Origin of the sequence: Moorena sp. SIO4A1 (assembly GCF_010672065.1) — a bacterium.
Lineage (GTDB): Bacteria > Cyanobacteriota > Cyanobacteriia > Cyanobacteriales > Coleofasciculaceae > Moorena.
This window is the reverse complement of sequence record NZ_JAAHHX010000967.1, coordinates 1-1,127: the sequence shown is the minus strand read 5'-3', so window position 1 is coordinate 1,127 and position 1,127 is coordinate 1. Positions and strand designations below refer to the sequence as shown.

General features: G+C 43.6%; 2 protein-coding genes. Both read right to left on the bottom strand.

The window, feature by feature from the left end; genetic code table 11:
* Positions 1 to 138 precede the first annotated feature (138 nt).
* Complete coding sequence (locus F6K53_RS44505; RefSeq protein WP_293087349.1) at positions 139 to 771, bottom strand: FHA domain-containing protein; 633 nt, start codon at positions 769 to 771, stop codon at positions 139 to 141.
* A 228-nt stretch (positions 772 to 999) separates the two neighbouring features.
* The coding region (locus tag F6K53_RS44500; RefSeq protein WP_293087352.1) for a photosystem II assembly family protein at positions 1,000 to 1,127 on the bottom strand (128 nt) is incomplete at its 5' end.

The window sequence follows — 1,127 nt, the reverse complement described above, 5'->3', positions numbered from 1 at the left end:
TCGCGCTGCCGTGGTTCCTCCCACTTGCTATTGCATCAAGACAACAGGTAAGCATTGGTTTAATCTGAGTGAAGTCACAGGCTGGAAGCCTGTGCCACAAAGCTGACCGCTGACCGCTGATTGCTCAATGCTTACAATTTACTTTTCTTGAGTGTACTTTCTAATTAAAAAGCGGTCTAGAATTTCTAACTGCTGAGCCGGAGTGAGTTCAGAAGAGGTTGCTCCTTCAAGCTCTTGCATTTCTTGTGCAGAGTCAACTGATCCAAATACGTCTGTTTCTTGCCCGTGTACAAATGGGTTAGTATCTTTGCTGATCTGATCTTGAGATAAGGATGAGGCAGTTGTTGCTTGATCACTGGTTAAGTTGTTTTCTGCTGCTAAAGCTTCGATTTGGGCTAGGATATTTGAGCTAATGTTCTCTACTGTCTTAGTCTGTTCGCAAAAGAAAAAACAAAAACTAATGCTAGCGAGTTGAACATACTCCCCATCCTGGAGCAGATGAGATCCTTTGACTCGTTTTCCATTGATAAAGGAACCATTAGTGCTCTTAAGGTCAATTAAGTAAAATCCCTGCTTCTGAATGTGCTGAATCACAGCATGATGTCTAGACAAACGCTTCTCGGGGAGCTGTATTGCTGACTGGCGTCCCCGACCGATTGTCCAAATTGCTTGAGGCTGGAGCAGGGTTTGACTTTTACCATTCACTAGGTTAGTCAGCAAATAGGCTTGTTGGCCCTGAATGACACCAGCTACATATCGTGTTTCAAACAAGCCGATAGGATGGTTACTTTTGTCCAGCTAAAGATTTTTTGTCTAGTAGAGTGTATTGATGCTTTTCGGTAAAATCTAGACGAGCCTAAACATTTAGTTCGCACCTAATCCGAGCCGTTAGATAGGCTATGCTCACCATGGCTTGCATGGCTTCCATAATCTTCTTGTCCCATTAGTATACCCTGAGATTCCTCTGTGGATCCAAGGAGTGTCATGGTTTTCCTGCTATTATAATTTCCGTTCTGCCTTATTTTCCAGGCGAAATAGCCAAACCATCAACATAACTACACCAATTTGCAGAGCCAAGTTAGGCATGGCAGTAGCTACAGATTTCCCAGCAGCTAACTGGGCTAGAA